The following is a 26,011-nucleotide window of genomic DNA, read 5'->3' as shown; positions in this document are numbered from 1 at the left end:
GGTTTGATCCCCTGCTCAGGGGGGCAGATCCGCCTAGTAGTTCGCACCGCTGCGGCGCTGATGCACGGCGGTGCTGCCCTCCTTGTCGAACAGGCCGCCATGCAGAACTTCGGCATAGATCAGCCAGTGGTCTCCGCATTCCATCCGCTGCTTCACTTCGCCTTCCATCCAGGCCAGAGCGTTCGGTAGAAGCGGTTGCTCGGAAGGACTGCTCTCCAGATCCAGTCCTGCGAAGCGGTCCGCCCCCGGTTCGAATGGCTGCAGAAATTGCTTCATCGGACCGGTTTCGCGTCCTTCGGCCAGCACGTTGAGCGCGAAGCGATCGCCCTTATGCAGCAGCGCTTCCACTGCACGATCTTTGGCCACCGCAACGGTGAGTCCGGGAGGAGAAAAGCTGGCCTGGCTGACCCAGCTGGCCACCATCGCTCCACTGAGCTCAGCCTTCCGCGTGGTGAGAACGCACAGGGATCCCACCACGCGTCCCAGGGCCAGCACCGCGGGATCGCTGCGGCTTTCGCTCATGCCACCGGCACTGCGCCTCTGCGCCCGCTGCTCCGCGCGTAGCAGTTGCCTGGCAAAGCGGGTGCCGGTTTCCTCCAGCTCCTTCACCTTGGTGCGGTCCGGGCTGAACTTGATGCGGATCGGCTCAAAGCCGAAGCTGAAACCGCCGTCCCGCAGCTTGTTTTCCAGAAGATCCACCGCTTCTCCGCTCCAGCCGAAGCTGCCGAACACCCCGACGGGTTTGCTGCGATCACCCTCCGCCAGAACGGTTCCTAGAGCTGAAACGATCGGAGTGGGCGCGTGGCCGCCCAGCGTCGGTGACCCCATCAGGATGGCGTCGGCGGAGCGAATCGTTTTCAGCAGTTCATCGCTGGGGGTGAACTCGCAGTTGAGGCTGCATACGGCGACACCCGTGCGGCTCACGCCGCGGGCCAAGGCATCCGCGATAGCGGCGGTGTTGCCGTAGGCGCTAGCGAACAGCAGGGCCACGTTCAGCGTGGCGTTCTGGTGGGTTTCGCCCCAGCGCCGGTAGTCATTGAGCAGGCTGCGCCAGCTGGCTTCGATGGCGGGACCGTGTCCCGGCGCGATCGTGCGGATGTCGAGCTCTTCGAGGCGTCCCACCACGGCATCCACCTGGCTGGCCATCGGGGCCATCAGCGAGTCGTAAAAGTGGCGTCGCTCCTCTTCGGTGGCGCTGCGGTTGCTTTCGGCCCAGTCCGGGGTACAGACATGGGCGGAGAAGAGCTTGTCACTCATCAACAGCCCCTCGCTCTGCTCAAACGCCAGCAGGCCGCCAGGCCAGCGCGGGGTAGGTGCCGGCAATAGGTCCAGGGTGTGCCCATGGCTGAGGGGCAAGCTCTGCTCTTGGCGGATCACCCGCAGCTCCGGCAGCGATGGCAGTGGCGGACGCTCGTCCAGTTCCCCTGGGGGCAGGGGCTTTCGCTGCATCCACAGCTCCTGCAGCAGCTTGGCCCCGGGGTTGGAGCAGATCAGCGTGATCTGGGAATAGATCTCCGCCAGGGAGCGCAGCAGAGCCACCCGGTTGGGATTCACATGGCCCACCACCACCAGCAGCTCATCACAACCGTCGGGGAGAGCCGACGCCAGGGCGGGCAGGAACACATCCGCATAGGCCGCTCCGGGGGGGTGCACCAGCAGTGCAGGACAGGGCTGGCCATCGGCTGCAGAGCCAGCCTCAAACAGAAAACTGTTGGCGGTGCTGCCGCGCTCCAAGGCATATTCCAGCTCGAAGCGGAGCCGTTGCGGGCTGAGGCCGCGCAGGCACACCAGTCCGGGGCTGATGGGCAGGGTGATCACGTCCCGTTGGCTGGCGGCTGCGGTCGGCGCTGACGTCTCAGCCATCAGTAGTGGTTCCCCACTTTGCGGTGATGCACGGCGGTGATGGCTTCGGTGTCGGCCACGTTGCCCTGTTCCACAACGGCGTAGATGATCCAGTGGTCAGGCCCTTCCATCCGCTGTTCCACCCGGCAGCCGAGATAGGCCAGGGCATCACCGAGCACCGGACCACCGTCCGCAACGCCCTCCAGAACGTTCACACCTTCGAAGCGATCGGCACCGGGAAGGAAGCGCTTGAGGAAGTGACGCATCAGCTCTTGATGGTTGTCGTCCCGCAGCACGTTGAGCACGAACCGATCGCCCACCTGCATCAGCGTTTCGATCGCGCGGTCCTTGGCGACGGCCACGGTCAGGCCTGGGGGCGCAAAGCTGGCCTGGCTGACCCAGCTAGCGACCATGGCACTGCGTCGTTGGGCCTCGCCTTCGCCCTGACTGGCGGTCACCACATACAGACCACCGCTGAGCCGTCCCAGTGCTTTGTCGAGGTCACCATCGAGGCTCTTCATGGCGGCGATGGTTTTGGCGCGTGTCAGCAGTTGACCCAGGTCCGTTCCGGCTTCTTCGCAGCGCTGGTAGTCGGCACCGGAGGGAAGCTGTCGGATGCGCAGCGGCGCAAATGCTTCCTTTTGTCCTTGGCTGCGCAATTGGCTGGCCACAGCATCGATGGGCGCGTCATTGCCGCCAAAGGCGTCGTAAACCCCGACCGTCTGTTTGGGACCGAGGGCAGCTAGAAGCGTGCCGATGGCTGCCTGCAGATCGCTGTCGGGCTCTGCGGGCCAGGTGGGCACCACCACCGCCTTGGCATCGCCAATCAGTGCCGTCAGTTCCTGGGGATCCGTGGCGCGCAGGTCCACGAGTTGCACCTGAGCTTCGGCTTTGCCGATGCCATGGGCGATGGCCTGACTGATGCGATCAGAAAAACCGTATTGGCTCAGATAGCAGACAGCGGCATAGCTTTCGCCTTTGCTGCGCTGACCGCTCCAGGTGCGGTAGTCGTCGAGCCAATGCTGCAGATGTTCACGCAGCAAGGGTCCATGGCCCACAGCAATCGTGTTGATCTCCGGCAGCCCATCCATGCGCTTGAGCGCCTGCAGCACGCTGCGGGCATTGGGGCCCATCAAGCAGTCGTAGTAAAAGCGGAAATCGGGCGCGATCGCGCCTGGATCGCAGTCGAAGACATCATCGGAGCAGTAATGCAGTCCGAAGGCATCACAGGTGTAGAGAACGCCCGTGCCGTGATCGAAAGAGAAGATCGTGTCCGGCCAGTGCAGGTTGGGAGCGCTAAGGAACTCAAAGCGATGGCTCACACCGCTGTCGCTGTTCGTGCCGAGATCCAGTTCGTCGCCACTTTTCACCGCCCGTGATTTGAACGGCCTGTGCACCTGGTTCTCCAGGAACTGAATAGCAACCTTGGATCCCACGATTTCAATCTCGGGATTCAGATCCAGCAGATCGCCAATCAGGCCGGAGTGATCGGGTTCGGTGTGGCTGACGATCAAAACATCGATCGCCTTTGGATCAATCTGCTCCTGCAGCATTGGGATCCAGGTGTCACGGAACTTGGCGTGGCTGGTGTCAATCAGGGCGGTGCGTTCCCCGCGCACCAAAAAGCTGTTGTAGGTAGTTCCGTTGCGCAGTCCAAACTCAATGTCGAAGCGGCTGCGTTCCCAGTCGAGGGAACGGATCGTGCTGCTGTCGGACGCAATCGCCTCGCACTGAAGACTCAAACGTCCGGTGACAGCCGGGGCGGCGGCGACCATGTCGGGAAATGCGACGGAAATCAACTTTAGGAAGGGTGGGTTGGAAGATGGCTTGCAGTGCGTTCAGCTGTCATGTCATCCAGCGCCGTCAACGCGATCTCAGGCGTGCGACGCAGCCTCGGCCCCGGCATCTTGTTGGCCGGTGCCTGCATCGGTGGCTCCCACCTGATGTCGTCCACCACCGCCGGTGCCCGTTTTGGGTTTGCTCTGGTGGGCCTGATCCTGCTCACCAACTTGGTGAAATATCCCTTTCTTCGGGTCGGAAGCCGCTTCACGGCTGCCACGGGGCTGTCTTTGCTGGAGGGATTTCAGCAGCGCAGCAAGACCTATCTGCCCTTGTATCTGCTGGTGAGTTTGTTCACCGGGACGTTCACGATTGCGGCGGTGAGCTTCGTGGCGGGGCTGCTGCTCACCAACGTGCCCTTGCTGGTTGACAGCAACCCCTTTGCCTTGTCGATCGCTGTTCTGGCGGCCTGTGGCTTGATCCTTCTGTTTGGTCATTACCGGGCTCTGGATCGATTGTCGAAGGTGCTGGTGGCGTTGCTCACCCTGCTCACCGGGGTGGCCGCGGCGTCCTTGCTGATCCGCGGTCCCGCCGGCGATGTGGCCTCCACCTGGCTTGCGGCCGATCCTTCTCCTTGGCAGCTGGCCGACCTTGGTTTTCTGATCCCATTGATGGGCTGGATGCCGGGGCCCGTGGAGATGTGCGTGTGGCCATCGCTCTGGATGTTCTCCCGTGCCCGCGACAGTGATCACACGGCATCGCTCAAGGAGGCCGAGACCGACTTCAATCTCGGTTACGGCATCACGGTGGTCACGTCCATGTTCTTCGTGATCCTTGGTGCCTACACGATGTATGGCACCGGCGACGGAATGATGCAGGGAAGTGGCGTCGCTTTCGCCCAGAACCTCATCCGCATCTACACCGACGCCATGGGCACCTGGGCCGCCTGGATCATCATTCCAGCGGCCTTCGCTGCCATGTTCAGCACCACGCTCACTTGTCTGGATGCCTATCCGCGCAGCATCTCCGCCATTCAGGGTTTGTTGCAGGGCGTGGATCGGGGCGACTCGGCGCCCGGCCCCCAGCGCCGGCGGCTGGGGCTGTGGATCCTGCTTCATCTGTTGGCGGCCCTGGTGGCGCTGCTTTGGGCTTACAGCGGTGGCATCACCGTCAAGGATTTCGTGTTCGGTGCGATGACGGGCAGTTTCCTCACGGCGCCGGTGTTCGCCTGGATGGCGATGGACACCATGAACAGTCCCTTAGTGGAGCCGCAGCATCGCGATGGACCGGCCATGCGGGCGCTCAGTTGGTTTGGTCTGGTGTTTCTGGTGGGCTTCAGCTTGTTGTTCATTGGCTGGTCGCTCACGCGTTGATCCCTAGGGGCCCGCTCGCCATGAAAAAGCCCTCGCCGGAAAGCGAGGGCCAGGGTCTCGTTCTCTTCTCTGTTGGTCATGCCTGTGTGATGGCTGCAAGTCAGGCGTCCACAGCCACCGTCACGCTGGTGTGACTTTGGGTTTTACCCGCCGTGATTTCCAGCACGCCGTCTCGGTAGTTGGCGGTGATGGCCTCTCGGTTTAAACCCTGGGCAAAGCGGAAGCTGCGGCTCCAGGTGCCGTAGCGGAATTCGCTGAGTAGGGCTGTTTCGGTGGAGTCAGCCGCTTCTTCGGACGCTTCAGGCTGCAGGGGTTGCCGCTCGGCGCTGACGCTCAAGCTGCGGTCGGTGGCCTTCACATCGATCGAGTCGCGGGCGACGCCGGGCAGTTCCAGGCGCACGGAGTAGTGGTCGGCGGTTTCGTGAATCTCGGCTGCGGGAACCCGCTCCGCCTGGGACAGCTGCTGGTCGAGGCGCTCGAACAGATCGAAGGGGGATTGGCGAAGGGTGATCATGATGAACTCCTCAGGAGTGATGTTGATGGGGTGTTGGCATCACCCACGAGATCAATCTGCGCCGGTTGATTGAATCTGAAGAGGTGGAGAACCGTCCGGTTTGGTACGGTCAAGACCACCGAGTTCGGTTGTTGCGACAGCCTTGGCGTGAGAGCCGAACCGTTCGCTCTCAGGGCACAATCCAATACCAGTTGGAGAAAGCGGCAGCCTGTCCGAAGCTGCGATTTTCTTCATCCCAAAGGGTCCAGATCCTGGCGTTGTTGATCATGAATCGGCGTCCATTTCCGCTGACGCGGATGCCTCGGTAGCCCTCGATGGCGTCCTGGCGCTGTGCCTGCTGTAGGGCGGAGGCACGCTCCCGTCGTGCCCCTTCTTCAGCGGTGTAACGCGACGGCATGCCGATCATCTCGGGCCAGGGGCGTTGCCAGAGGCGTAGAGCCGTGGCATTGGCATAGATCAAGCGCGGGTCGTTGCTGCTGTCATGGGCCAGCACCGCCATGGCGCTGCTGAACAGCTCCTGGTTGGTCAGCCGCCGTGACGTCCCTGGACGATCGCAAGCAAGCAGTGCTCTCCCGAAGGCCCGTTGATGCGATCGCAGCAAAATGGAGGTGAGCCCCTGACTCTCTTGTGTCAGCCAGGGTGCTGCCTCAGCCACCGGCGGCCATCGCCTCCAGCATGGCCCGCTGCGCCAGGGCCTGTCCCTGGTCGCGCAGGTGCTGAATGAAGCGTGGCTTGGCCTCTGGGAAACGTGGTTCCTCGGCGAGGGGCAGTTCACCTGCGGAGTCCAGACCGGTGTCTCCTTCCATGGCTGGGGTGATCACCACCAGATCACCGTCCAGGTTGGCGTCGTAACGCCACCACAGCGTCGGGTCCAGCACCGCCGGATGGGGAGGCGTGATCGTGCCAGGGGTGTCGGGTTCAGCGGCAGTTCCCGCTTCCGCAGATGCGTCGCTCGCGGCGGACAGTTCCGCGGCCCGGGCCTGGAGCGCTTTGAGCCGGTGCTCGGCGAGGTCTTCCAGCAGTTTGGCCCGGGTGCGGCCTCTGAGCTGGAACAGCACGAAGGGATCCTCGCTGAAGCGTTCCCCCATCAGGAAATAGACGGCACTGATGTGTTTGCAGGGGTTCGCCTTGTCGGGGCAGCTGCATTCGCTGCGCACCTCCTGGAGCTTGAAGGGGAAGAGGCGCCGGCCACTGGCGGCGAAGGCCCGCTCGATGTCGGCCGGCATGATTCCTGCCAGCAGCTGGGCTGACCAGCGGGCTTTCTGGGTGAGGGCCTCCAGCACGTAGCTCCAGTCCTCGTCGTTGAGAACGTCCAACCAGAGCTTCACCTTGTAGGGGTCTTCGCCGGTGCCTTGCACCCGGGCGTGCACGCGACGTCCCTCGAAACGGATCGAAGTGACATGCCCTTCTCGGGCGTAGGTCCAGGCGCGCTCTAGGCGTTTCTTGAAGCGGTAGGAGTTGATCAGCTCCATCCACTGCTCAACCCACCAGGGCTGCTGGCCCAGCCCTTCATCGCCGAGGGAGGTGTTGATGCCGCTGGGAGTGATGCTCATGGTTTCAAGACGGGGTGTCGTCGAGGCTCACCAGCTCCTTGAGCTGGCCCATGTCGAGGCCTCCGAGCCATTCTTCGCCGGAGCCCACGATGTCTTCCGCCAGTCTGGACTTCTCCCTGATCATTCGGTCAATCTTTTCTTCTACGGATCCGCTGGTGATGAATTTGTGCACCATCACCCGGTTGGTCTGACCGATTCGGTAAGCGCGGTCCGTGGCCTGGTTTTCAACGGCGGGGTTCCACCAGCGGTCGATATGAAACACGTGACTGGCGCGCGTCAGATTGAGGCCCACACCGCCGGCCTTGAGCGACAGCAGGAACAGTTGCGGCCCCCGCGGATCTTCCTGGAAGCGATCCACCATCGCTTGACGTTCGCCCTTGCTGGTGCTGCCGCTGAGGAAGGGCACCTCGCTGCGCCAGCGCCGTTGTAGGTAGCCCTGTAGCAGCTTGCCCCACTCAGCGAACTGCGTGAACAGCAGCGCCCGATCGCCCGCTTCGATCACCTCTTCAAGAATCTCCTCGAGCCGTTGCAGCTTCACGGAGCGTTTCAGGAAGTCGTCGCTCGCTGATTCTTCCTTGAGCGCAAGGGCGGGGTGATTACAGATCTGCTTCAGGCGGGTGAGCAATGCCAGCACCTGGCCGTGCCGTTTGCCGCGGGGGGCCTGGGCAATGGCATCGAGGGTGTCTTCGACGGTCTTGGCATAGAGCGATTTCTGTTCCTTGCTCAATCCCACCCATTCGCTCAGCTCCACCTTCTCCGGCAGATCCGAGATGATCGCTTTGTCGGTCTTCAGTCGGCGGAGGATGAAGGGGCCGACTCGGGATTTGAGATCCCGCAGCGATGACATGTCGCCATAGCGTTCGATCGGCATCCGATAGCGCTGGCGGAAGAATTCCTCCTCCCCCAGCACGCGGGGATTGAGGAAATCCATCAGCGCCCACAGTTCACTGACGCGGTTCTCCACCGGAGTACCGGTGAGGGCAATGCGGAAGCGGGTGCCTTTGCGGGTTCGGGCCAGGTCACGGGCGGCCTGACTCTGTTTGGCCGAGGGGTTCTTGATGGCCTGGGCTTCATCAATCACCGTGCCCTGCCAGTCGAAGCTCTCCAGCAGCTCGCTGTCCCGTTGCAGCAGCCCGTAGCTGGTGAGCACCAGGTCCACATCCTTGAGGGCCTTTTTCAGGGCTGCTGGCGTCGTGGGGCGTTTCGGGCCGTAGTGCTCACACACCTGCAGTTCAGGCGTGAACGCTGCGGCTTCCCGCTTCCAATTGGTTAGCACCGATGTGGGAGCCACCAGCAGCACCGGTCGCTTCAGTTCCTTCTCCATCTTCAGGTGCTGGAGAAACGCCAGCAGCTGGATCGTTTTGCCCAGGCCCATGTCATCGGCCAGGCAGGCGCCCTGATCAAAACGATGCAGGAAGGCCAGCCATCCCAGTCCCCGCTCCTGGTAAGGCCGCAGCTGCCCGCAGAAGCCCTCGGGGGCCGGCAGTGGATCCGGTGATTTCTGCTGGTGGTATTGCTCCAGCACCGCCTGCAGCCGAGGTCCTGCATCGAAGGCATGCACCGGCAGCCGCATCATCGTGTCGCCTTCCGTGGCGGTCAGGCGCAGCGCATCGTCGAGGCTCAGTTCCGGGTTGGCGCCGCAGAACCGCTCAGCGTTCTTGAGGTCATTGGGTCGCAGTTCGATCCAGGCCCCTTTGTGGCGCACCAACGGACTGCGTTTACCGCTCAGACGCTCCAGCTCACGCAGCGTCAGCGTGACGCCACCGATCATCAGCTCCCAGCTCCAATCCAGGCTTTCGCCCAGGGTGAAGCCGCGGGACCGTTCGGGAAGTTCGGCCTTGATGGCCAGGCCGAGTCGGCTGGCTAGACCGCCGGAGAGGCTCGGGGGCAGATCGACGCCGACCCCCACATCCCGCAATTGGCGTGCTGCGGTGCGCACCAGCACGAAGGCTTCGGCCGGGGTGAGCTGCATCGCTTCCGGCGTCGCGCTCTCCAGGCCGCGTTCGATCGGCGAAAATACGGTGAGTGCCCGTCCCATGCCTTCGAGCAGCACTTCACTGGGACGCTCCACCGGGATCTCTCCCAATTGCAGGCCGTCGGGCCCGGCGGCCCAGGCCGCACCGGCCGGCAGTTTCAAGGTGGGATCCGCTTCCGCCTGCAGGAAGAAACGCAGCGGCCAGAGGTCCTCACCTTCCTCCGGGGTCTCCAGTTCCAAGCAGGCACGGGCGGCGGCCACATTGCCGGCCACACCCTCACGCCAGTGGTGACTGGCGGTGGCCAGACGTTCGGCGTCCTCGTCTTTGAGGTTGATCACGCCCGTGTCGGAGCTGAGCGCTTCTTCCCAGGCGCAGAGCAACGGGTCCAGGCCTTCCTGATCCGGTGTGAAGCCCTTGCGCAGCTGGGCATCCACCAGGTCTTCCAGCAGGGTGGCCACCCGCAGGCGGCCGCTGCGGGGGCGGCAGCAGGCCACGGGATTGGCGGCCCGCATCGCTTCAGGTCGCAGGCGGGTCATCCGATTGCTGCGTTTGCCGGTCGGTTCACGCCAGGGCAACGCACAGGTCGCCACTAGGGGAAGTCGTGCTGCCAGGTCTTCCAGGCGGCGGCGATCTTCTTCCCGGTTGAGCAGCGGCACCCAGCGGGCGCGATGGGGATAACCCTCGCCCTTGCTCAGTTCCACTTGCGGCAGCCAGCGCCCCCTGGCCACCAGGCTGAGCGCCCAGCGCTGCATGTGGCTCCACCAGCGCAGCTCGTCGGCCAGATCCGGATGACGCCCAGAGAGGGGCAATCGCGCCAGCCACTCCGTCGCTGCCATCGGTTCAATCGCCAGGCCTTGCACCTGCCAGGGCCACCACTCCGTGGTTTTGGGGATCGGCTCGCCCGCCTGCAGCGGCAGACCGCACCAGGGAGGTTCCTCGTCACTCGACGACTCTTGGGCGGCCTTGGCCTTGCGCTTCGGCTTCACGCTGCGGCTCGGCAGGGTGAGACAGGCGGTGGCATCGATGATGCCGTTGGGCAGCAGATCCCGTTCGCTCAGCAGGGCCCGCAGGTCTTCGGCGTTGAGCGTGAATGGATGGATGGCCGGTGTCGCTCCGGGTCCCATCGGCTCGGCCACCCTCCAGGTGTCGGCCCACACGAGCAGCGCAGCTCGCCCGGAGCTGCTGGGAGTACGAATGGCCGGAAGCCAGGTGGCGTGCAGCAGGCTCATGGCCGCGACGCAGACAACATGCGTTGGAACCCGTGAAGCAGGAGCGAACTGCCGATCAACGGCAGCCAGCCCATGACGAAGTCCTTCACTAATGATGCCAGGGCATCCGCACCATCCCAAGGGGAAGCCAGCGACATTCCCAAAGTCCGCACCCCGCAGATCGCTCCCACCAGTCCTGCCTGGAGATGGGAATCCTCTGGATCTACCCGCTCCAGATGGAAGGCCAGCAGGCCGTAAAACAATCCACAGCCTGTTGATCGCACGGCCTGGTCGATCCCGAAGGGCAGGCTGATCAGCCCTGCTGTGACCCCCGCGATCAGGGCCCAGCTCAGGGAGCGCAGCCTCAGGGAAGCGCGGCTCGGCTCGGCAGTGCTGTCAGCCAACGTCGGTGGCGGCTCAGGGGCGATCATGGCTGCTGGACCCGCTTTTCGAGCCCGAACCCGCCATGGCTGTTGCACGATCGTCGCGAACCGATGCAGCGCGTCCCTGCACCGGTGCAGAGATCCGAGAAGCGTTTCTGGCCTTCTTTGAAGAGCGCGGCCACAAGCGTATGGCCAGCGCCTCGTTGGTGCCTGACGACCCCACGGTGCTGCTCACCATTGCCGGGATGCTGCCGTTCAAACCGATTTTCCTTGGCCAGCAGGAGCGTCCAGCCCCTTGTGCCACCAGTTCTCAGAAGTGCATCCGCACCAACGACATCGAGAACGTGGGCCGCACCGCCAGGCACCACACCTTCTTCGAGATGCTCGGCAACTTCTCGTTTGGGGACTACTTCAAACAGCAGGCGATCGAGTGGGCCTGGGAGCTGAGCACGCAGGTGTTCGGTCTCGATCCCAAGAATCTGGTGGTGAGTGTCTTCCGGGAAGACGACGAAGCCGAGCAGATCTGGCGTGAGGTGGTGGGGGTGAACCCCAAGCGGATCATCCGCATGGATGAGGAAGACAACTTCTGGGCCTCCGGTCCCACCGGACCGTGTGGACCCTGTTCGGAGATCTACTACGACTTCAAGCCGGAACTGGGCGATGACGGCATCGATCTGGAAGACGACGACCGCTTCATCGAGTTCTACAACCTGGTGTTCATGCAGTCGAACCGCGATGCGGAGGGAACGCTCACGCCGCTCGCGAACCGCAACATCGACACCGGCATGGGTCTGGAGCGTATGGCTCAGATCCTGCAGAAGGTTCCCAATAACTACGAAACCGATCTGATCTTTCCGCTGATTCAGGCGGCTGCTGAGCGGGCTGGTGTGGACTACCACCAGCTCGACGACAAGGGCAAGACGTCGCTCAAGGTGATCGGTGACCACAGCCGTGCGGTCACCCAGCTGATCAGCGATGGCGTCACCGCCAGCAACCTCGGCCGCGGCTACATCCTGCGGCGCCTGCTGCGCCGTGTGGTGCGCCATGGCCGTTTGCTCGGCATCGACAAGCCGTTTCTTCAGGCCATGGGCGAGGCCTCCATCGCCCTGATGCAATCAGCACACCCGCAACTTCTGGAGCGCCGGGAGGTGATCCTGGCGGAACTGCAACGGGAGGAAGCACGCTTCCTGGAGACGTTGGAACGCGGCGAGAAGTTGCTCGCGGATGTGCTCGCCGCCAAGCCGTCGCAGATCAGTGGTGAGCAGGCGTTTGAGCTCTACGACACCTATGGCTTCCCTCTGGAGCTCACCCAGGAGATCGCTGAGGAGCATGGCCTTGCTGTGGATGTCGCCGGGTTTGAGACGGCGATGGAGCAGCAGCGTCAGCGGGCGAAAGCAGCTGCGGTGAGCATTGATCTCACGCTGCAAGACGCGATCGATCAGGTGGCCGCAGGACTGCAAGACACCGAATTCCGGGGTTATGAGCAGCTGGAACAAAGCAGCAGCATTCAGGCCCTGGTGGTCAACGGTGAGCCGGCGCAGACCGCTGTTGCTGGCGATGCCGTGCAGGTGGTGCTGGATGTCACGCCGTTCTATGGCGAAGGCGGTGGCCAGATCGGTGATCGCGGCACCCTGGTGGCGGACGGCGAGGCTGGCGATGGCTTGATCGTGATGGTCGAGGCCGTCAGCCGCAATCGCAGTGTGTTCGTGCACAGCGGTCGTGTGGAGCGTGGTGCGCTGTCGGTAGGCGATGTGGTGCACGGCCGGGTGGACCGTGCCTGCCGCCGTCGTGCCCAGGCCAATCACACCGCCACACACCTGTTGCAGTCAGCGCTCAAACAGGTGGTGGATCCCGGCATCGGTCAGGCCGGCTCTCTGGTGAGTTTTGACCGCCTTCGCTTCGATTTCCACTGCCCGCGAGCCGTCACCGTCGAGGAACTGGAACGCATTGAGAGCTTGATCAACGGTTGGATCGCCGATGCCCATGCGCTTGAAGTGCAGGAGATGGCGATCGAACAAGCCAAAGCCGCCGGCGCGGTGGCGATGTTCGGTGAGAAATATGCCGATGTGGTGCGTGTGGTGGATGTGCCGGGCGTGTCGATGGAGCTCTGCGGTGGCACCCATGTGGGCAACACGGCGGAGATCGGTCTGTTCAAGATCGTGAGTGAGAGCGGTGTCGCCGCCGGCATTCGCCGCATCGAAGCTGTGGCCGGTGCTGCGGTGCTGCCTTATCTCAATGAACGTGATGCGGTGGTGAAGCAGCTGGGTGAGCGCTTCAAGGCGCAGCCTGCGGAGATTGTGGAGCGGGTGACGGCTCTGCAAGACGAGCTGAAGGCCACCGGCAAGGCGCTGGCCGCGGCGCAGGCTGAACTGGCAGTGGCCAAGTCAGCGGCACTGGCTTCGAAGGCTGTTGCGCTGGGCGACTTCAAGCTGCTGGTGGAACGGCTCGATGGTGTGGATGGCGCAGGTCTGCAGGGGGCTGCCCAGAGCCTTGCGGATCAGCTGGGGGATGGTGCTGCGGTGGTGATCGGTGGACTGCCGGATCCAGCTGATCAGGGCAAGGTGATTTTGGTGGCGGCCTTCGGTAAGTCGGTGATTGCCGCCAAGCTCCAGGCCGGCAAGTTCATCGGTGGCATCGCCAAGCTCTGTGGCGGCGGTGGCGGCGGCCGTCCCAACCTGGCTCAGGCTGGAGGGCGCGATGGGGCGGCCCTGGAGGGTGCTTTAGAACATGCAAAAACTTCGTTGCAGCAAGAGCTGCAGGGGTAATTAACGCGCCATGAAGCAAGCCAGTGGCTTGCTTCATGCGGAACACCGTGAGGCGTCATCGGTGATCACCTGCACGCTCAGATCCTGCCTTTGGATCTTCAGCGGCAGCTTCAGCAGTTCGAGCAAGGCTTCCAGTTGCGGTTCGTCGACGCTGGGTTGTCACCGACGGATTGACTGTCGAAGGTCAATTTGGCGAAGTTAAGGCGACGTTCGAGCGCGATGAAGCATGCGTTGGTTCAGCCAATGGCCAGAACACCAGGCGCGGGTGGTGCGCTGGGTTTTATTGACGGGTTGGTGTTTGTTGATCCTGTCGCTGCTGATTCCAGCATTGACGTTGCCAACCTCGCTGGCTCCAGGTTGTGAACCCAATGCGCTCGAGTGTTTGATGCATCGCCAGCCTGGTAATCGTTTGTTTTGGGGCGTCATCGTTCCGGCTGGGTTGTTGATCTTGGTTGTTGGTAGCCATGAGTTCTGGCGCCGAATTTGTCCATTGGCTTTTGTCTCCCAGACTTCTCGAGCACTTGGAATTCAGCGCAAAGTTATGAATAAAAAGGGTCGTTTTGAGCCCATTAAAGTCAAGCCGGATTCATGGCTTGCGCGTCATCATGTGCAGTTGCAGTGGTCGCTTCTAATTGCTGGACTTTGTCTGCGTCTCTTGGTCGTTAATTCCAGTCCAATAGGTCTAGCGTCGCTACTGATTTTTACTTTGTTAGCAGCTGCATTCGTTGGTTGGCTTTATGCCGGGAAGGCATGGTGTCAATACATCTGTCCGATGGGTCCTGTTCAGACCATTTTGACTGGTCAGCGTAGTGCTCTTGGAGGAGCCGCTCATATCGGGAGTACCAGCAAGATCACCCAGTCAATGTGTCGCTCAATTGCTGATTCAGGTAAGGAACAAAGTGCATGTGTGGCGTGCCAAGCCTCTTGCATTGATATTGATTCTGAACGCCATTATTGGAAGTCTCTTCGCGGTAAGCGTGGATTGACTTGGGCCTGGTATTCCTATCCAGGCTTGGTCCTGATGTTCTTTGAGTTGATGATGGCCGTTGAGGCTCATATGGCCCCTCAAGATTCAGAATTGACATATTTACGTCAGGGTCACTGGGCTTTTGATGCAACACTGCCTGCGCGTGCTTGGGATCCTCTACGCGGCTGGCTTCCATTCCCAAGGGTTGTTGTGATCCCGCTGCTGTTGGTCTTGACTGGCTGGGCTTCTGTTGCTGTATTCCAAGGGATTGAACGCATTCTTTTGCGTCAATATGAAAAGCTAGGTCTACCCTCAGCGGCAGACTTAGCGGTCAGCAGGACTCGTTTGCTGGCTACTTTTTTATCAGTCAACATTTTTTTCTGGTTTGTTGACCCAAGTCAGGGTGCTTTTGGTCCCCATGGGGCTCAATGGATACGCTCATTGGTTTTAGTTTTCTCTGCGATTGTTTTATTCCGATCTTGGGCACGTGATCAGTCGACTTATCGCCGTGAGAGTACAACCGACAGTTTGAGGAGACAATTGAAGCAGCTGCCAGGCCTTGATGCTGCATTGGATGGAAGGAGATTGCAGGACTTGTCGGCGCAAGAGGTGTTTACTTTGGCCAAGGCTCTTCCTGTTGCTGTTCGTGGACGTGCCCGTGAGATTTACCAAGGAGTTATTCGTGATTTGATTCGTAATGGCTCTCTTGATCGCGCCAAAGCCCTAGTGGAATTAGAAGAGTTGCGTCAGAGTTTGCAGCTTTCTGAAGAAGATCACCACGCGACCATCCGTGTTTTAGCGGCCGATGAACCAACTTTGTTGCAGCTTGATGAGCGAACTTTGCAGCTTCAGCAATTGCGTGAGGAGGCTTTTGCCGAAATCGTTGAGGATTTTCTGGAAATCTCCGGCTTGCAAACTCTCGATGTTGATTCTTTGCCTGTGCAGTTGCAGCCTCGATTGGAGCGTTTGAAGTTGGATTCAGGTTTGGAGGATGTTGAGGCTGAGCGTGTGCTGAGACGTTTCCACAGTTCTGGTGATTTGGCGCAGCTGAGGATCCAGACACGTCTGCAACAGTTCAAGCAAGAGCGTGCCTACTTGTTGGCATTGCAAGAGCAAGCCTCTGACCAGGTTTTGCTGCATCCATTGGCGTTGGCAATGGAGCAGCGTTTGAACGAAATTGCCCAAGCTCTTCCGCCTGATGTTTTGGAAAAGGAGTATCAGCAAATCCCAGAACAGAGCGCTTCTTTGGATGAGGCGCTCGAGACGTTATGGATGGATCCTGATCCAGATACAGCCGGTTGGGTCTTGATGGTGGAGCGATTGATCAGGCCTGGGGTTGTTGCGTCGCGATTGCAGTCTGGCCGGCCAGGACTAGGGACATCGATGTTTTTGGAGAGTCAGCTCAAAGGGCAACCGCATCGTGATCATGATGAATTTCCACACTTGGCAAATTCGAGCTTGTTTCGTGACTTATTGCCATCTGGATTGCTATGGGTTGCTGAACATGGCTGGTTGAAATCGTGGTCAGCTGGAGATGCTGTCAATCAGAAAAACTTAATCCTGGTCGTTCTTCGTGGTGGTGCAACCGAAACAACCGAGGGTGGTCAGCTCTTGCATCATGATGCTGGTTCTGTCATCGGTGCGATGGATGTGATCTCCGGAGAGCCATCCATGGGCTTGCTTCAGGCCAGTCCCGATGGCCTCGGTGTCTTTGTTTTCCCGGCTCACGCCTTTGATGAATTGTTGCAACGCTCGAGCCATTTCACCCATGGCTTGCTGCGTCAACTTGCCAAGCGATTGAAGCGATCAGGTGCCACACCTATTTGATTTTATCGAAGCTGGCAAAATGACGTGTAGCTCCGTTTGAAGACCTTCTTGTTCAGCATTCCAATTGCTTTAAATCTTGCTTGTTTGGTGCGAACAAGTTCGGGCAATTTTTGTGCTCCTTGAACTTTGATCCCGTTGCTTGCATTGCATGATTTTGGAGCCAATTGCGCTCCGGTGGCACACGGTGACCGAGGAACAGAGTCGTTTGCAAGTTGTCGATCTTCAGTTTCTTCAGAAGCCCGGCTCGTTGGTGTGCGTTAGCGCTTGCCTCAGAATCGATAGCGCACCTTGCCGTAGGCACCGCTGCCGATCAACCAGTCGTTCCAGATCCCGACGTTGTCGTTGGCATTGAACTGATCGACCCAGCCCACTTCCACAGACCAGTGTTGGCCCCGCAGCCAGCGCAGTAGTAATCCCCCCGTGCCGATTGTGTCGTCCATGGTCACTGAGTCGCGAGTGGTTTGGATGCCTCCAATCCCCATGAAAGGAACCAACTGCAGGGCGTTCTTGCTGTTTTGCCAGAACGTCCAGTTCAGTTCCCCTGTGCTGAGCCAGCCATTGTCTCCACTGATCAATGTTCCTGGTAAGCCTCGAAGCCCAACATCGCTCCCTAGGCCAAATCCCATGTCACTTGTGAGTTCGTTGAAGGCCACTTGGCCGGAAGCGCGCAGATTGAGTTGCAGATTTGGCTGCATAGTCCATCCCAATGATGCGACTCCTCCAAGTGCGCGTGACTCTCCGGGGTGAATGCCGAAAAAGGAGAAATCCTCCAGTTGGGTTTGAGAGCTCAATCCTGCGATTCCCTGTAGGCCGTAAATTTGCGCGTTCCATCCCAAGTTGCCGTGATTGCCGCCATGGCCTAATCCCAGACGTAAATATCCCGTGGTGAGGTCGCCGTCGGGACCGCCGCCAATGATCAGAGGAACAGAGTCTCCGTCGAGATAGCTGTTATTGCGGTTGATGCTGAGTCCCGCTGAGGCATACCAGGTTTGATTGCTGGACTCTGCAAACGTCCATTGCAGCTGGGCCAAGCCCTGAAATTGACGAAAGCTCAGATCATTGGCGGCTCCTTTGGCTTCCACTAGCTTCCGGCGACTGGCACCAAAGGAACCAGTGAGCGTCCAGGATTCGCTTATTGGATAGGTGTAACTGAGAGAGCCCAATGTTGTGCCTAATTCCGGAGTGCCATCGGCACTGAGTTCTCCGTAGAACTGAAAAACGTCGCCATTGGTGAGCAGTGTGGGCTTTTGCAGCACCGCCACGCTGCGCCATTCCCCGCTTCCAGCGTTGCCGTCGTTGCTCATGCTCAAGTCCCCGCGCCAGGGCTGTTTGGCAGGCGTCACTACCAGGTTGAGCACCGCTTGGGTGGGGTCACTTCCCAGTTTCCCAAGGCTGCCTGCCACCGTGCCCACCACAGAACGCTGTTTCAGGAGCAGCAGTTGTTGTTGGAGGTCGGGCAAATTCAAGGTGCGGTTCAGCAACGGGCTGAGCCGCTGGCGCACCCGTTGCTCAAGTCCGGCGTTTTCGCTTTCGATCCGCAGCTCAACGAGCTGTCCCATGACCACGTTGAGTTGACCAGGGGCTGGTTCAGCCTCGACGTACACCCTGGAGTTCACGTAGCCATCTTTTTGCAGAAGGCCTGTGAGTGCTTCGGCGCACTGCTGCAGTCGGCTGGCTTGGTCGTTGGCTTTGCTGCAGCGTTCGAGCAGCTCTGAAAGATCGCCGTTTGAGTAAGGAAGATCCCCGACGATGTTGACGGTGCGACTGGACCCTGGCGTGTCGTGACCGGCGGGGCTTGAGTCTTCAGCCGCTGGCGTTAAGGGTTCATCGGAGGGAAGCGTGATGGAGGGTGTTGTCTCGCTGTCTGTTTGCGATGGCAACCGTGGTTGCTGATTGGGTGCGCGCTCTGCTGGTAAGCGAGCTGGACCCGGCTGAATCGGTGGTGAAGCCAGCTGCGCCAACAGGAGAAGCATGGAGGCAGCGCTTGAAACTGAGCAGAACTTTAAGATTCCCTGAGAGAATTGTCCTAGCGTTTCAGGACGCTCAAAACAGTGTTGCTCTTAAGGGCTTAGGAGACGTGGCATGAAACGACTGGCATTCATTCCACTGTTGCTCCTAATCACCGGCGTCTCTGCACGTGCGGATGTTGCCAGTCGTGCTTCTGATTCTCTGGGAACACGAATTAACGGTGTTCTTGATGGTCGCTGCCAGAGTGGTTTGTGTCGGATTAGTGGTGGCAGCGATAGTGGTCGCAATCGCTTTCACCGCCTGAGTGAATTCGACACCCGAGGGGCCATCCAGGGTGTGTCGATCGATAGCGATGGCATCCGCAACCTCGTGTTGGGTGTCACCGCAGCCGATGGAAGCTTCATTGATAAAAGCGTTTCACTTTCATCGCCGGCCCATCTGTTTTTGCTTTCTCCGGGCGGTATTCAATTGATGCCCGGCGCATCGTTTCAGCAGATTCCCCAACTCACGTTGAGTACTGCCTCCCAGCTGCGTTTTGCAGGTGGAGTCTTTGATGTTTTCAACTCACCCTTAACGGCGATTCCTGGGTTGGGTGGCGACCCATTGCCTGGTGCCCTGGGCCTGCTTTCGGGTGATTTGGCTGGTCGGCGTCCGTTGATCCGCATGGAGGGGGTGTCGCTTGATATCGACGAATCGCTGTTGGTGGATGCGCCGGGTGGCCATATCGATGTGCTGAACAGCCGCCTTTCCGTGAGCAATGCCGCAGGTGACGGTGGTTCGCTCACGCTGACAGGGGATTTAGTGAGCGTTGGAGAGGGATCGCAACTGTTGGCGACGGGCACCGTTGAGGGCGGTTTGGTGCAGGTTGGTGGCAGCTGGCAGAACAGTGATCCGACGGTGCGTCAGGCCAGCCAGACCTGGATGAAGCCGGGATCTGTTGTGGATGCCTCATCCACGGGCTCCGGTAATGGTGGAACGGTGGTGATTTGGAGTGATCTCAACAATCCATCCGGTGGCACCGTGGCGCAGGGCACGCTTTTGGCACGCGGTGGTGATGTGGCTGGCAACGGCGGCCAGATTGAAACGTCGGGGCCTGTGCTGGTAGCTGAGCCGGAACGCTTAGATGTCACGGCTGCGAATGGATTGTCTGGCGATTGGTTGTTGGATCCTTTCGACATCACAATCGGTTCAGGGCAAACAAACATCACTCCAGATAGTTCTGTCTCTGGACAGCTATTCCAGTCAAGTAGCTCTGGATCATTTGTGAGTGCTGCTGAAATAGGATCTGCTTTGATAAGTGGCAATGTGATTATTCAGACAGGACCTTCTGACGATTCATCAGAGTCCGGAAATATCACATGGGAATCTGGAGCTTCGATTGATTACTCAAGCTCTTCTGCAAATCTTGTTCTAGATGCAACTGGAGATATCGAACTGAATTCCAGCATCACTACGGGGTCGGGCGGGCTCTCTTTGGATGCCGAACAAGGCTATGTAGCGTCTTCTTCGGGCATCACTTTAGCGCTGAATGGGCCGCTCAATATTTCGACTGGGAATACCACGATCGGTACTTCTGGCGATTCCTCTCCTCCACTGATGGCCGCCACGCTCACCGGCTCTGGAAATTTGAATAAATCCGGAGCTGGTCGTTTGATTGTTTCTGGGGATAGCTCTTCTTGGTCAGGCAACACCACGATCCAAGCCGGTACATTGCGCGCAACAGCAACTAACGCGCTGGGTACTGGCTCTTATACTAAGGCTCAATCTGGTGCCATTTTTGAGGTGGCTGGCGGGATCAGTCTTGGTGAAAATGTCGAGCTTGATGGGGGTAAGTTGCTCAGTCTTTCGGGTGATAACTCAATTACTCTGCCTGTTTTGCTCCGATCGAGTTCAACGATTGAAGTGAAGCAAGACAGTCTCACGCTCAGCGATACAGTGTCTTCCGATTCTGGTGTCTCAGCTTCTTTGACTCTGGCGGGGGCAGGTGATATCACGCTGCAGGATGCGTTGAATCTTGGTGATAGTCAAATTGTTGTGAGCTCTGTTCAGTCAAGCTTCGGTTCGGGTGGTCTTCAATCTTCCTCGGCTCCTGGTGACATTCTGCACATCGGCTCTGGAACAGCTCGGTTCAAGGGGTCCTTAAATGTCACCAAAGTTGAATCTACTGGGGGTGGCACGGTCTGGATGGATCAACCTTCTGGTTCGGAAGTGTTGCCAGATATCTCGTCTATCTTTTTGGACAATGCATCATTTCTGCGCCGCGATAGCAGTGAGACTGTCACGAATACGAGTTTGAAATTAGGTTCTGGGGGTGGCGGAATCAGTGTCGGCAGTGGTTTTGATCTGGTTTGGGATGCCCCTGTGACTGGTAGTGGTTCATTCACTAAGGCTGGCGGCGGAACGCTTACATTTCCTGCTACGGCATCCATCAGCTATACGGGGTCAACATTTGTCAGTGACGGGTCGCTCGTCGATCTTTCTTCTTCCGCTTCTCCTTCTTCCGTATCCGGTGGATCAGGGTCTGATGCGGTCACGAGTTCCCCAACTGATACATCAATAGATACATCAACAGAAACCACAGATGCGCCTACAGACCCGCCAACGGATGTACCAATCGATGAAATTGATGAAGTCGAAATTGACGAGACGTCGGACTTAGAGGAACAGCAAGATGTCGCTGAGGTTCCCTTCGATGATGACCAATTGGAAGAGTTGGTTGTAATCGCTGAAGTTTCCGTTTTGACTTCTAATGAATCATCTTCAGCGGCAGGGTCTGACTCTTCTTCCAGTGCTTCAGGTGGTTCCATAACGACGCAGTCGCAGGCTGTTGGCCCTGTTTTGCAAGTTGATGTTGGTAGTGGCGGTGATTCCGCCGCCTCTGTTGCAGGCACCACGGCACCACCGCCTGCAGCGTCAGGTAGTCCTCAAACTGTGTCTCCTGAGCAAGCCGTCGCAGAGTTTCAAAAATCGGATGAATCGGCGACAAGTCGCACAGCATCATTACTTGGACTTCCTCAGGATGCATTGCGTACGTCGCTCCGTAGCGTTGAGGACGTTCAAAACATCTTGAGTCGCGTTAAACGCGACGGTTTGGCTCCCAATCCTGCAGTGCTCCAAGTTCGGTTTACGCAGCAGACGTCGGCATCCAATGGCCAAGACGAAGATGCCTTCCTTGATCTGACCTTGATCGGATCGGATGCCCCCGTGGAGGCTCGACGCGTGTCGCTCAACCGTGGACGATTTTCCAGTTTGTTGAAGGCTCTTTACCGTCAGTTGTCACGGCAGGAGCCTCTGGCCGTTGATGACCCAGCTTCGCCATCGCGTCAGTTGCATGCCCTGTTGGTTGCTCCCATTTGGGAGTCGCTTCAAGGCCAAGAGATTGAGACTTTGCTGATCGCAGCCGATCAGGGCTTGCAAGCTGTTCCTTTCGCTGCACTCAGTGACGGGACAAGCTTCTTCGGTGAGAAGTACGCCTTCGGACTGACGCCTTCACTCGCACTCACTCCATTGGCACCATCTCAGTCGTCTTCTGGGCGGCAGCTGGCACTGGGGGCATCTGAATTTGAGACCCTTGCGCCGTTGCCGCTTGTGCCTCAGGAACTGGAGCAACTCGAAGCTTCCGCTGGTGCTGATCGATATCTCAATGACGACTTCTCACCACAGGCTTTGTTGAATGGCGCCGCTGATCAGCGTTACGACCGGGTACATGTGGCGACCCATGCCGATTTCCGGCCTGGAGGACCCGCGCAATCGGTGCTCCACACGGGCACTGGGCCGATGTCGATGGCGCAATTGGCCAAGTTGCGCAGTGAGCGACGTGACACGCCGCTTGATCTCATTGTGTTCAGTGCCTGCCGCACGCTCCTTGGTGATCCGGACAGTGAGCTTGGTTTTGCTGGTCTTGCGCTTCAGGCCGGAGCCCGCAGTGCCGTGGGCACACTTTGGTACGTCGATGATGTGGTGACGTCTGCTTTCTTTGTGCAGTTCTATCGCTTGCTCGATCAGGGTTTGCCGAAAGCTGAAGCGCTCCAACGCACGCGCCAACTCTTTGCTTCTGGTGCGATTCAATTGCAGGGCGATGTGGTTGTCGGTGCTGGTGAAGTTCCTTTGCTCACCGAGCTGACCCCCGCCCAGCGTCGCCGCATCGCAGGTGGTGTTCAGCACCCTTATTTCTGGTCTGGTATTGAGCTCATTGGTTCAGCCTGGTAGCCCTGAGTGTCCCTGCTTTGTGATTCACATCACAGCTGCGCGTGATGTGAATCAGTTGTGTCGGTGCTTCTTGTGATCAAGCTGAAGAGGTTCACACCATTGCTCTGTAGGTGTTCGTCATCCGATGTCTCGCTTTCAGTCTGTCAATGCCGTAGCCGCGCTTTTGATGAGTGCATTGGTGGTTCCCATGATCTGTGCTTCGTCTGGGGAGGCGGCTCCGCGCAGTACCTTCCCTGGCCGTCGCATTGGCGGCGGCACACGGGGTGAGTGTGCTGCCCGGCCGATGGTGCATCTGGTGCCTTCCTCCAATGTGTTCTCTTTGGGGAATGCCAATTTGATTGCTTTGCTGGAAGGGCCAGCGGCCAATCCGATGCCCTTGGAGGTCATCTTGCGGCCCGCATCAGATGACGGGTTTGCCGCGCAAGATGTCAGCCCTTTGCTGCAGCAATCGTTGGGCGCTTCGGTGAATCGGCTGGTGCTGCTTCGCGTGCCGGCAGCCTCCAGCCCTTTGCTCTGGGAATCGTCCTACCAATGTGACGAGGACGATGGAGCGGATGAATTCGGCTTCGTCACGGCATCCGCTCCCCCAGCCCTTACGTTGCTTCTGCCTGAAGCTGATTCGCAGGTTGGGTTGCTCCAGCAGCAGTTGGCTTCGTTGCAGGCTGTCTGTGGCAGCTCCACCGCTGTAGCACCTCTCAAGCAGGTGTTCGACTTTGGCGATGAGGTGATCGACGACTCCTGGCCAGAAACCGTCACGGTGCAGTGCTTTTGAGCGCGATCGTCTGCAGTGGCTCAAGCTGGCCTCTCGCATGGTCCACGTCCCGGAGCTTTTGCTGAATTTGCACTTTTAACGCGGTGAGGCAGCCACAACCGCCAAAGCGGATGATGCGCATTCGGTGAAGCTGAAATTCACGCCGTTCAATCGCATGAAGCTTGTGCGTAACGGGTCGCGTTGTTCTGTTGAAATCTTTTGGGGATGAGCCACGATGAAAGCAGGTTGTGGATTCCCGCAGATGCTTGACGTGGCCTTGCTTGCGGAGCAGCCCTTTGAACTGCTGATTCTGCTTGTTTTTGGCCATTTTTTGGCTGATTTTCCGCTTCAAAGTGACCGGATGGCGGTTGAAAAGTGTCCGGGAAAGGATGCTGTTTTGGATTGGCGTTGGTGGTTGGCTGCTCACTCGGCAACGCATGGTTTGGTGGTGTCCCTTCTCACTGGAGTTCCATTCGTCGGACTTGCCGAAATGATCTTTCATGCTGCCATTGACTACGGTAAATGTCGTTTTCGTTACTCGTTAGCTGCTGATCAGCTGATGCATGTGGTTTGCAAGGTGGTTTGGGTGTTGGTTCTGACAAAGTGGTTGTAAGACTCTCCTGAGGCTTGAAGCATCGTCATGTCGTTGTTCTGGTTGGTACTGCTTTGGCTGCTGACGTTTGTCTTGGGCCGTGTTCGTCAGTCCCGGTCGTTTAAGTACAGCCGTTGGATCCCCGGAATGCTCTTTTTCCGGGTGTCACTGACTGCTGCAATTTTGACGCGGTTGCTTCTGTTGTTTGAGCAGCAGGGTGAAGCACTGATTTGGCTTCGACTGGTTGAGAGCGGCGCATTGTATGTCGCTCTTGTTGAGGTTTTTCTGGATGTGCTCTGGCTTGTTTTGGCCAGGTTGGGTCGTCGACGCGTTGCGCCGCCCAGGATTCTCAAGGATCTGCTGTTGGTTGCTGCCACGATGTTGATCGTTGCGGTCCAGCTTCAGAGTCAGGGGCTGTTGACCACCCTGGGTTCGGCCGCCGTACTGGGGGGCCTTGCGTTTGTGGTGGGTCCTGGCACTGCTTCGCAAATCAGCAATATTTCTTCTGCGCTCACGTTCCAGGTTGAGCGGCAGTTTTCAGTTGGTGATTGGGTGGAAATTGATGGTTGTGTTGGCCGTGTTGAGACTGTGTCATGGAATAGTGCCTACCTCTATGACAACGCGCGAGACCGAATGATCATTCTTCCTAACTCTGTGATTGACACTGGAAAAGTGATTAATTTTTCCAGGCCCACTGCGCGTCGTTATCAACTCGATATTGTTATGGGCCTTCCCTACGAAGCGCCGCCTGGGAAGATTATTGCAATTTTATCCACTGTTTTAGATCAGCATCCTGGTGTCGTCGATGCGAATGACGCACATATTTTAGTCGAAGAATTTAGTGATTCATCGATTAATTATCGATTATGGTTTTTCATCGAAGACTACATGCAAAGGGCTGTTATTAAGTCAAGTCTTTTTGCTGATGCTTGGTATGCGGTGCATCGTGCGGGTTACTCATTCCCCTATCCGGTCGAGGATGTCAGAACATTTGCTGATACCGAACGGAGAGATGGGGAGCTTGAACAGCAATTGCAAGATGAAAGCTTTGCTGTTCTGCGTCGTGAGCCTCTGTTGGCGTCGCTGAACGATGCTCAAATCAGAGACATTGTTGTTCACGACCCTGTTTTGTCGTTCGGTGACGATGAGGCGATTGTTCGCGAAGGGGAAGAGGGAGGTTCGATGTATGTCGTGCTTGAAGGGACATGCTCTGTTTATGTGAATGCGGTGATGGGTTCCAAGGACCAGATTGAGGTGGCTGAGTTATCGCAGGGTGATGTTTTTGGTGAAATGGCTGCTTTGACTGACGAGCCCCGAAAGGCATCTGTGTTGGCGAAGGGGCATGTGATGGTTCAGAAAATCAGTCAGCGCACGATCAATGATCAGTTCCTGAAGAACGGTGATGCCATGGAAGCTTTCGCCGCCTTCATGGCGCATCGGGAGGCACGCCGTTGCGAATTCACTGCGGATCAGACCGAAACCTATGAGCTTGATTTGGTTGAACGCATGCGCAAGACCTTCGCAAGGTTGTTCTCTTCAGGATGACAACGCGGCTTAAATACGGTTATTGCTCGTTTTTTTGGACAGCTGTCTGGATTGTGGCCAAGCTGTATCAGTTGTGAAAACCCTTCGGGTTATGGGAAGCGTCTCAGTGCGATCAACGTTTACTTCAGCTGTCGTAGGCGTTTTGGCTTTCAGCTGTTTCGGGATAATGGGCGACGTCCACGCCAATCCACGCAGCACGTTCCCCGGTCGTCGTGTTGGCGGAGGAACCCGAGGTGAATGTAGTGCGCGCACTTTGATCCATCTGGTCCCTGAGACCAGTGTCTTCGCACCTGGTGCATCAGGTCTTGTGGGGTTAATCCAAGGGCCGTCTGACAGCCCTGTCAGCCTTCAGGTGAGCTTGAAGCCTGAGGATGGCTCAGCTGAGAGCACGCGCACGCTCTCTGCGGGGCCGACCAGCATTGTTCTGTTTGATGCGCAGATTAGTCGTCCGACGGTTTGGGAGTCGAGTTTCAATTGTGTGTCCGGAGAGGATGTTGATCATTCCGATCCCATGGCGTTTGTCCAGTCCACGTCTCCTCCGGCCTTGAGCTTGTTGGTGTTGGATGTTGAATCCAATGATCAGTCAGTTCAGTCTCTTTTGAATGGTCTGCGTGCCAAGTGTGGAACCAGTGTTTCGACTGCTGAAACGTTGGCGCACTTTGGTCTGTCTGATTTGGTGACAGATGATTGGCTTCAGCAATTGCCTGTTCGTTGTGAAGTGTGATTTCAGCTCTTAAGTTATAAAAGTTTCTCCTTGTT

Annotated in this window: 16 protein-coding genes; 8 read left to right on the top strand and 8 right to left on the bottom strand. The window is 58.5% G+C overall.

Going from position 1 to position 26,011, the window contains the following annotated elements; translation table 11 throughout:
* Positions 1–33 precede the first annotated feature (33 nt).
* On the bottom strand, positions 34–1,863 hold the full coding sequence (locus SynNOUM97013_RS12760; protein ID WP_186480116.1) for a diflavin flavoprotein: 1,830 nt from the start codon (positions 1,861–1,863) through the stop codon (positions 34–36).
* Positions 1,863–3,617, bottom strand: a complete 1,755-nt coding sequence (locus SynNOUM97013_RS12755) for a diflavin flavoprotein (RefSeq protein ID WP_186480115.1) — start codon at positions 3,615–3,617, stop codon at positions 1,863–1,865. Before SynNOUM97013_RS12755 ends, SynNOUM97013_RS12760 begins: the two co-directional genes overlap by 1 nt.
* Before the next feature lie 72 nt (positions 3,618–3,689).
* Here SynNOUM97013_RS12755 and SynNOUM97013_RS12750 point away from each other — a divergent pair, with 72 nt between their 5' ends.
* Entirely contained in the window at positions 3,690–4,994 is a 1,305-nt protein-coding gene (locus tag SynNOUM97013_RS12750; RefSeq protein WP_186480114.1) for an NRAMP family divalent metal transporter, read from the top strand.
* Positions 4,995–5,094: 100 nt separating this feature from the next.
* Here the strand turns inward: SynNOUM97013_RS12750 and SynNOUM97013_RS12745 are convergent, their stop codons facing one another.
* From SynNOUM97013_RS12745 to SynNOUM97013_RS12725, 5 genes are all read right to left on the bottom strand, one after another.
* A complete protein-coding gene (locus SynNOUM97013_RS12745) occupies positions 5,095–5,508 on the bottom strand; it encodes an Hsp20/alpha crystallin family protein (RefSeq protein ID WP_186480113.1) in 414 nt (137 codons plus the stop codon).
* Positions 5,509–5,677: 169 nt separating this feature from the next.
* Positions 5,678–6,163 carry an MEKHLA domain-containing protein gene (locus SynNOUM97013_RS12740; RefSeq protein ID WP_186480112.1) on the bottom strand — a complete coding sequence of 162 codons (486 nt, stop codon included), beginning with the start codon at positions 6,161–6,163 and terminating at the stop codon, positions 5,678–5,680.
* Positions 6,156–7,061 (bottom strand): SWIM zinc finger family protein, encoded by a 906-nt coding sequence (locus SynNOUM97013_RS12735; protein WP_186480111.1) that lies wholly within the window; start codon positions 7,059–7,061, stop codon positions 6,156–6,158. Before SynNOUM97013_RS12735 ends, SynNOUM97013_RS12740 begins: the two co-directional genes overlap by 8 nt.
* A 4-nt stretch (positions 7,062–7,065) precedes the next feature.
* The gene (locus SynNOUM97013_RS12730) at positions 7,066–10,266 is read right to left on the bottom strand and encodes a DEAD/DEAH box helicase (protein ID WP_186480110.1); all 3,201 of its coding nucleotides are present in this window, start codon (positions 10,264–10,266) and stop codon (positions 7,066–7,068) included.
* The gene (locus SynNOUM97013_RS12725) at positions 10,263–10,676 is read right to left on the bottom strand and encodes a hypothetical protein (protein ID WP_186480109.1); all 414 of its coding nucleotides are present in this window, start codon (positions 10,674–10,676) and stop codon (positions 10,263–10,265) included. Before SynNOUM97013_RS12725 ends, SynNOUM97013_RS12730 begins: the two co-directional genes overlap by 4 nt.
* A gap of 35 nt (positions 10,677–10,711) precedes the next feature.
* On the opposite strand from SynNOUM97013_RS12725, the gene alaS reads away from it, so the two are divergent.
* Positions 10,712–13,393, top strand: coding sequence for an alanine--tRNA ligase (alaS, locus tag SynNOUM97013_RS12720; protein WP_186480108.1), 2,682 nt, complete (start codon positions 10,712–10,714; stop codon positions 13,391–13,393).
* 226 nt (positions 13,394–13,619) lie between these two features.
* Positions 13,620–16,187 carry a 4Fe-4S binding protein gene (locus SynNOUM97013_RS12715; protein ID WP_186480107.1) on the top strand — a complete coding sequence of 856 codons (2,568 nt, stop codon included), beginning with the start codon at positions 13,620–13,622 and terminating at the stop codon, positions 16,185–16,187.
* Between the two features lie 269 nt (positions 16,188–16,456).
* Here the strand turns inward: SynNOUM97013_RS12715 and SynNOUM97013_RS12710 are convergent, their stop codons facing one another.
* Positions 16,457–18,160 (bottom strand): ShlB/FhaC/HecB family hemolysin secretion/activation protein, encoded by a 1,704-nt coding sequence (locus SynNOUM97013_RS12710; RefSeq protein WP_186480106.1) that lies wholly within the window; start codon positions 18,158–18,160, stop codon positions 16,457–16,459.
* Between the two features lie 136 nt (positions 18,161–18,296).
* On the opposite strand from SynNOUM97013_RS12710, the gene SynNOUM97013_RS12705 reads away from it, so the two are divergent.
* The 5 genes from SynNOUM97013_RS12705 to SynNOUM97013_RS12685 all read left to right on the top strand — a co-directional run bounded on the left by SynNOUM97013_RS12705 (position 18,297) and on the right by SynNOUM97013_RS12685 (position 25,976).
* Positions 18,297–22,364, top strand: coding sequence for a CHAT domain-containing protein (locus tag SynNOUM97013_RS12705; protein WP_255442803.1), 4,068 nt, complete (start codon positions 18,297–18,299; stop codon positions 22,362–22,364).
* 124 nt (positions 22,365–22,488) lie between these two features.
* A complete protein-coding gene (locus tag SynNOUM97013_RS12700; protein WP_186480104.1) occupies positions 22,489–23,136 on the top strand; it encodes a hypothetical protein in 648 nt (215 codons plus the stop codon).
* A gap of 214 nt (positions 23,137–23,350) precedes the next feature.
* Positions 23,351–23,728 carry a DUF3307 domain-containing protein gene (locus tag SynNOUM97013_RS12695; protein WP_370586429.1) on the top strand — a complete coding sequence of 126 codons (378 nt, stop codon included), beginning with the start codon at positions 23,351–23,353 and terminating at the stop codon, positions 23,726–23,728.
* A 27-nt stretch (positions 23,729–23,755) separates the two neighbouring features.
* Positions 23,756–25,252 carry a mechanosensitive ion channel family protein gene (locus tag SynNOUM97013_RS12690; RefSeq protein ID WP_186480103.1) on the top strand — a complete coding sequence of 499 codons (1,497 nt, stop codon included), beginning with the start codon at positions 23,756–23,758 and terminating at the stop codon, positions 25,250–25,252.
* Positions 25,253–25,610: 358 nt separating this feature from the next.
* Positions 25,611–25,976 carry a hypothetical protein gene (locus SynNOUM97013_RS12685; RefSeq protein ID WP_186480102.1) on the top strand — a complete coding sequence of 122 codons (366 nt, stop codon included), beginning with the start codon at positions 25,611–25,613 and terminating at the stop codon, positions 25,974–25,976.
* Positions 25,977–26,011 lie beyond the last annotated feature (35 nt).

The sequence above is a fragment of the Synechococcus sp. NOUM97013 genome (genome assembly GCF_014279815.1).
Lineage (GTDB): Bacteria > Cyanobacteriota > Cyanobacteriia > PCC-6307 > Cyanobiaceae > Synechococcus_C.
Note: the sequence above shows the minus strand (reverse complement) of the source record. Positions and strands in the feature narration are given on the sequence as shown.